Origin of the sequence: Streptomyces sp. N35, from assembly GCF_016464295.1 — a bacterium.
Lineage (GTDB): Bacteria > Actinomycetota > Actinomycetes > Streptomycetales > Streptomycetaceae > Streptomyces.
The window spans coordinates 64222-69642 of sequence record NZ_JAEIMH010000050.1; the positions used below are offsets into that span (position 1 = coordinate 64222).

Here is a 5421-nt window from a genome sequence, read left to right on the forward strand (position 1 = left end):
CGTGGGGGGGGGGGGGGGGGGGGTGGCGGGGGGGGGCGGGGGGGGGCAGGGGGGGGGGGGCGGGGGGGGGGGTGGGGGGGGCGGCGGCCGCCAGGAGGGCGGCCGCCTCACCGGCCATGACGGTCAGGCCGCGTACCGCTCCCGCTCGTGGACCGGCGCGGTGTGGTCCTGGTCGCCGTGGCTGGTCTGTCCGTCCGGCTGGGTAGGTCCCGCGCTTGAACTGCTCGGTGGGGTGGGTGGGTTGAGGGTGGTGGAGACGACGGACAGGACGGGCTGGCGGTTCTTGCTCTTGGCATACAGCGACAGTCCGAACTGATTTCCCAGTGCCTTCGCGCAGCGCTTCATCGCACCCGAGATGGCTGCCTTGTAGGCCAGCTCGTGGGCCTCACCGAGCTTCGGCTGGCAGCCGGTCTCGATCGTCCCGTCCTCGAACGGCCCGAGCATGTTGCCCTGCGGGTCGTAGGCGGTCAGCCGGACGCGAACCCGCCAGGACACCCACCACTTGCTGTCGGTGCGCTCGGCGCTGATGCATTCCTCGGCGACGATCTCGCGGGCCCACATCCCGAACCCGAAGATCCGGGTGAGGGACGCCTCGACGTCCCACGCTTCGACATGACTGAAGCCTTTGCCGTCGGTGCCGATCCGGCCGGGGTGGAGCTCCTCGGTGAGCTTCGCGTACTGCTGCGGCGACAGGTGGACGGCGCTGCGCGCACTAGGCTTGGGGGTGCTGGATTGCTGGTCGGCTGTGTTCGTGGCGGGGGCGGTCAACGAGTCCCTCCGGGAGTGTGGCCGGGTGTTCCGGCGTGGGGCGCGGTGGGTGTCTTCAGGTCTGTGACGGGACGGGTCACCCATCGCGCTTTGACATGTTTCAGTGTACCTCATTTTTGTTGAAACTGCAGGTCAGGGCGCATTCTGGCGCGAGTTAAGTGGGGCGTCTGTGGTGGGTTCTAGTAGGCGTCGGGGTGGAAGTTCTTGTTCTTGTCCTTGGCGAATTTTCTGAGGGTGGTCAGATACCAGGTGGGGCGGCCGAGTTCGTCGTGTTCGTCGGGGGCCGGCATGACGCGGGTGCGGTGGTACCAGGTCTTGACGGCGTCGAGGGTGACGCCGTGTACGTCGGCGACGTGGTTGAGGTAGTAGCGGCGTTTGCCGGTGGCCGGCGAGTAGGTGGGGGCGGGGGGAAGTTTCTTGCCGCGGGCGTCGAAGCCTTCGACGCGCTGCCCGTGGCCGTCGAGGTAGCCGAGGGCTTTGCCGAAGGCGATGGCGGTGGCGCGGGCGTACTGGGCGGGTCGCTGGCCCGGGTTGAGCTGTTCGCCGACTTCGGTGAGTGCGCCGCTGGCGTGCCAGTGCTGGGCGCTTTGCCGTGGCACGCCGAGCAGCTCGGCGATCTGCGCGATGGTCATCGGTTCACGGTCGTGCTTGCTGCTCATGGGGGCGGCTCCTGGCTGCGCGGTTGTGGCGCCTTTGAGTGTATGGCCGTTCCTTGGTGGCCAGGGCGTGCTGAGGGCCGGCCATGAGGAGCTGCACTCTGCCCGGGGGCTGGGGGAGTGGTCGGGGGCACGCAGTGCGGCCTGGCGGGTGCGGGCCGCGATGATGCAGCATGCCCCGACCATGCTCGCGGTCGGGGCAGCGGTGTCCGGCTGGGAAAGCAACTCGAGACCCGGTGGGGAACGCCGCAGCGCCCATGGGGTGCTCGTGGTGTCGCTTGTGGGGCCGGGGTCCGGCGGCAGCGCGCAGCCAGCGACGACAAGTAGTCGCCGGACCCCGGGGATTGATGGCCCGCCACTTACGCGGGCGACAGCGCGCCTTACGCGACTGTGGTCAGAGGCTGCCGGCGGGCAGTACGTCGCGCGCGGGGGCGGGGGTGAAGTGCAGGTCGCGTTCCATGACCCACCGGCTGCGGCGCATGTCGGGTGCGAGGGATTCGTAGGCGGGGAGGTCGTAGTAGCCCCAGTCGCCGTAGGCGGGGTCGCTGTGGCCGATCATCCCGAACCCGTAGGCCTCCATGGTCTCGGGGTTGATTTCGGTGATCCAGATGTCGCCCCAGGTGGCGAAGTAGTGCAGGTGCACGGTCTTGTCCGGCATCGGGGTGTCCTCGGTGGCGTACAGAGCCGGGATCGCCTTCAGGGTCTTGGCGGGTGGGTAGAAGGCGTGGCCGCGTATCTGGCGGTTGATCTCGGGCAGTCGGCCGGTGGTGGTGCGCATAGGGGGTGTTCCTTCGTTGCGTGGGCTGAGGCGGAGCAGGGGCCGGGGCGGCAGTCAGGCGGGCGGCCATGGGTGGTAGGCGTGGGCATGGGCCGCCCCGGCCGGTGCATGGGAGTGGCTAGAGGGTGGTGAGGGAACGGCGGCGTACGCAGCGGGGGTTGGAGCCGCAGTCGGGGGTGCGGGTAGCGCCGGTGGGCTCGAGGCGGTAGCGCATTTCTTGGTGGTCGAGCCAGAGGTCTATGCAGCGTTCGCAGCGGCATTCGTACGCCTTGTAGAGGCCGTGGTGGGTGGTGAGGCTGCCGGTGTAGATCACGCGGGCTCCGGTGGGCAGAGTGTGGGCGCTGGAGCGTCGGCCGGCGGGGTGAGTCGTGGTGGTCATGAGGGGCGCCTTTCAGTGGGTGGGTGTGTGGGCGGTCGGGGCGGGGCTCGGGGCGAACCCCGAGCCCTGGGGCAGGTCGTGGCGCGGGGAGCGGGGGTGGGTCAGTGACAGATCTGCGCGCATGCGGTGTAGGCGTTGTCGGCGTAGCGGCGCAGCCACCGGAGCGCCGTTGTGGGGTGGTCGTACTGGGTGGCCATGGTCTGAAGGGTTTGGCCGTAGGTGGCGAGGTAGCCGACGAGGTCGGCGAGTTCGAGGCTTTGGGCGTGGTGCATGTCGGTGAGGATCTGGGTGCGGTGGGCGGTCTTGAGGTCCACGGGATGAGCCTTCGGTGCGTGAGCGCGTACCGAGCAAGGGGCTGCATCGGGCTCCGAGACGGGTCTGGCCCTGGTGCGCGCGGGTGGGCGAGTGGAGGGGAATCTCAGGCGGCTGCAAGGGCGGCGGCGGTGATCTGGGCGGCGGTGTAGGGGCGGGCGTGGGTGGTGCCGTCCCAGTGGACGTAGTAGCGGGCCTGGCCGGTGAAGGGGTCCCAGCCGACGGTGAGCACCGTTCCGTAGACGGGGAAGAGCGGGCCGGGGCGGGTCACTCGGTCGCCGGGCGTGTGCAGCGGTGTGTGCATGGACGGGCCTTTCAGGAGTCGTGAGCGAGGCGTTGGAAATGGCTGGGTGCGCCCGGAGTGGCGCCCCGGGCGGGTTCACCAGGGACGGCCTGTCACTGACGACGTGCGGCAGTTTTCACAGGTCCAGTCACCCTCGGCGTCCTGCGCCCAGCCGAGCTCGCTTGCTTCGTCCTCGATCGCGACGGTGGCGCAGGTGCCTGCGCACGCGACGAGTTCGAGATCCGTGGCAGCGAGGGTGACCAGAGTCGTCAAGGCAGCCCTTCCAGCTTCGGAGGGGCACCAACACCCCAGTTGACGCTTTTAAGTGTATTGACTGATGAGGTAAAAGTACACCGAAAAGCGTCGGGGTGGCGCAAGTGTGACGCTTGCCACGTGTGACGCATTTAAGTGTACATCGAGTTCCGCCTGATCTACACTGAAACACGTCAAATGGAAGTGAGAGGAACCCTGAAATGCCCTCGTCGCCTTACGTCTTCGCTGAGTGGGAGAGCGCGCGTTGCCCGGACTGCAACGGCCCTGTCAGCGCCTACGAGGAAATGCCCGAGTGCGAAGACTGCGCTGCCGAGTAGCTGCTGTCTGGCCGCGTCTCCTGGCCCTTGCGAGAGGGCCAGGGGCGCAGCCCCTCACCTGCTCCGCCTGGTGGCGGATGCCGTCCCCTTCTCACGAAAGCTGGAAGCCGATGTTCACGAAGATCACGCATTTTGCCCCGGCGGGTACCGACGTCCTGGACTCCGATCACCTGCGCACGGGCGTGGTGGAGGGCTCGATGGAGAACCCGAACGATGAGTCGAAGGCGATCTACTTCGTGCGGTTCACGGGTGGCTGCGGTGTGCCGGTGGCAGTGCCCGAAGACGAGCTGGTGATGCGGAAGCCGTTCACCGTGTTCGGGACGCTCTGTGACGTGACGGGGGAGCCGCATAACGGGATGACGGTCCTGGCCGGGCACATTGCGCTGGAGGGCATCTGCTGTCGGCATGACGATGACACGTCGCAGTTCTTCGTCAACGTGATGGCCTACGACTTTGAGGACGCCATGGACCAGGCCTTCGAGATGGCGACGTGCTGACCCTGCCCGGGGTTGGTACGGCCCGTGTGCAAGATGACAGTCAGCAGGTGGGCCGTACCGACCCGTGTGGGGGTTGAGCGTTCGGGGGTGCTCGGTTGTGTCCGGGGGTGAGCACGGTGAACGCTCGCTTGTTTTAACGGTGTTGGTGTTGTTTCGTCACGCCGGGTTTCCTGGCCGGTGCCGTGATCCTTTGCCCGGTGTGTTGGCGTAGTTCAGTGGCATCCGCCGACACATCCGGTGGCATCCGCCGGTACAGGTGTGTCGGCGGATGCCACCGGATTTTTCGGCGGATGCCACTGGGACTGCCACCGAGTGGCATCGGGGTTTGTCGCTGTATGTCAGTGGCGGGGTGTGCCTGGATCGCTGTAAGCGATCTTGCTGGTTAACCTCGTGGGTGAGGGCTGGTTCCTGTGCGGCATGGTGGCCGGGGAGAGCCCGGTACAGGGCGCGTGGCTCGCGTCTTCATGAAACACCGGCGGGGGCTGGCCCTCGCCGGTGTTCAGGCACGGCTGCGCCCGGCTTGCATGGGCCCCAGGCAGACCCGAGCCCGTCCCTCTCGTTGCTTGCCGGGTGGAGCGAGTCGACCTCCTGCAGGCAGCCGTGAGCTGGGTCCTCACCTCTTCTCACGATTGTTACGGAGCGTGTCCACCGGGCGGTGTTCTTGATCGCTGATCAAGGCCCCGCCCTCGTGACTTTGCGTGACAGCCCCTGGCCCGGAGGGCCGAGGGTGTGGGTAGTGCTGAATCGGGTGTACGGGGCGTCTAGGGGGAGTAGCGTCTTTGTGGATAAGGGGGTGCACGGCTTCTGCTTGTAACCCTCCACCCAGATTCAAGGCCCTTACGTTCAGGGCCTACCGGCAGTGTCCGTGCACCCTCAAATTCCCAGCTCAGGCAGGGGTGCACGAAACCTGCACCTAACTCTTTCCACCCCAGGAACCGCCTATGACCTGCGCAAACAGCAGCCCCTCAGGGGGTGCACGGATTCTGCCTCCACTCCTATAAAGGGGAGAGGATCGATCCCTGCATTCCCCATGCCCGCAGCGGCGGAGCCGCCAGGGCCATACACCCCCGGGCGGGCTGCGAAGCAGCGCGCCGGGGCCCCCGAAGGGGCGGAAGGGCCATCCCGGAGGGATGGGCCCAAGGGGCGAGGGGCCGCAGC

8 protein-coding genes are annotated in these 5421 nt (G+C 67.6%); 1 reads left to right on the top strand and 7 read right to left on the bottom strand.

Annotated elements, in window-relative coordinates; all coding sequences use genetic code 11:
• Positions 1 to 123: 123 nt before the first annotated feature.
• From JAO81_RS25775 to JAO81_RS25805, 7 genes are all read right to left on the bottom strand, one after another.
• On the bottom strand, positions 124 to 768 hold the full coding sequence (locus JAO81_RS25775; protein ID WP_199550317.1) for a Rad52/Rad22 family DNA repair protein: 645 nt from the start codon (positions 766 to 768) through the stop codon (positions 124 to 126).
• A gap of 179 nt (positions 769 to 947) precedes the next feature.
• A complete protein-coding gene (locus JAO81_RS25780) occupies positions 948 to 1427 on the bottom strand; it encodes a hypothetical protein (protein ID WP_199550318.1) in 480 nt (159 codons plus the stop codon).
• Between the two features lie 391 nt (positions 1428 to 1818).
• Positions 1819 to 2202: a hypothetical protein gene (locus tag JAO81_RS25785; protein ID WP_199550319.1), complete on the bottom strand. Its 384-nt coding sequence runs from the start codon at positions 2200 to 2202 to the stop codon at positions 1819 to 1821.
• A gap of 118 nt (positions 2203 to 2320) precedes the next feature.
• A complete protein-coding gene (locus JAO81_RS25790; RefSeq protein ID WP_199550320.1) occupies positions 2321 to 2581 on the bottom strand; it encodes a hypothetical protein in 261 nt (86 codons plus the stop codon).
• Positions 2582 to 2682: 101 nt separating this feature from the next.
• Positions 2683 to 2895: a hypothetical protein gene (locus JAO81_RS25795; protein WP_199550321.1), complete on the bottom strand. Its 213-nt coding sequence runs from the start codon at positions 2893 to 2895 to the stop codon at positions 2683 to 2685.
• Positions 2896 to 2999: 104 nt separating this feature from the next.
• Entirely contained in the window at positions 3000 to 3197 is a 198-nt protein-coding gene (locus tag JAO81_RS25800; RefSeq protein ID WP_199550322.1) for a hypothetical protein, read from the bottom strand.
• Between the two features lie 75 nt (positions 3198 to 3272).
• Entirely contained in the window at positions 3273 to 3449 is a 177-nt protein-coding gene (locus tag JAO81_RS25805) for a hypothetical protein (RefSeq protein ID WP_199550323.1), read from the bottom strand.
• A 427-nt stretch (positions 3450 to 3876) separates the two neighbouring features.
• On the opposite strand from JAO81_RS25805, the gene JAO81_RS25810 reads away from it, so the two are divergent.
• Complete coding sequence (locus JAO81_RS25810) at positions 3877 to 4263, top strand: hypothetical protein (RefSeq protein WP_199550324.1); 387 nt, start codon at positions 3877 to 3879, stop codon at positions 4261 to 4263.
• Positions 4264 to 5421: the final 1158 nt, after the last annotated feature.

Coding starts and splice junctions, on each gene's coding strand:
- JAO81_RS25780 (WP_199550318.1), bottom strand. CDS start 1,427: ATGAGCAGCAAGCACGACCGTGAACCGATGACCATCGCGCAGATCGCC.
- JAO81_RS25785 (WP_199550319.1), bottom strand. CDS start 2,202: ATGCGCACCACCACCGGCCGACTGCCCGAGATCAACCGCCAGATACGC.
- JAO81_RS25790 (WP_199550320.1), bottom strand. CDS start 2,581: ATGACCACCACGACTCACCCCGCCGGCCGACGCTCCAGCGCCCACACT.
- JAO81_RS25800 (WP_199550322.1), bottom strand. CDS start 3,197: ATGCACACACCGCTGCACACGCCCGGCGACCGAGTGACCCGCCCCGGC.
- JAO81_RS25810 (WP_199550324.1), top strand. CDS start 3,877: ATGTTCACGAAGATCACGCATTTTGCCCCGGCGGGTACCGACGTCCTG.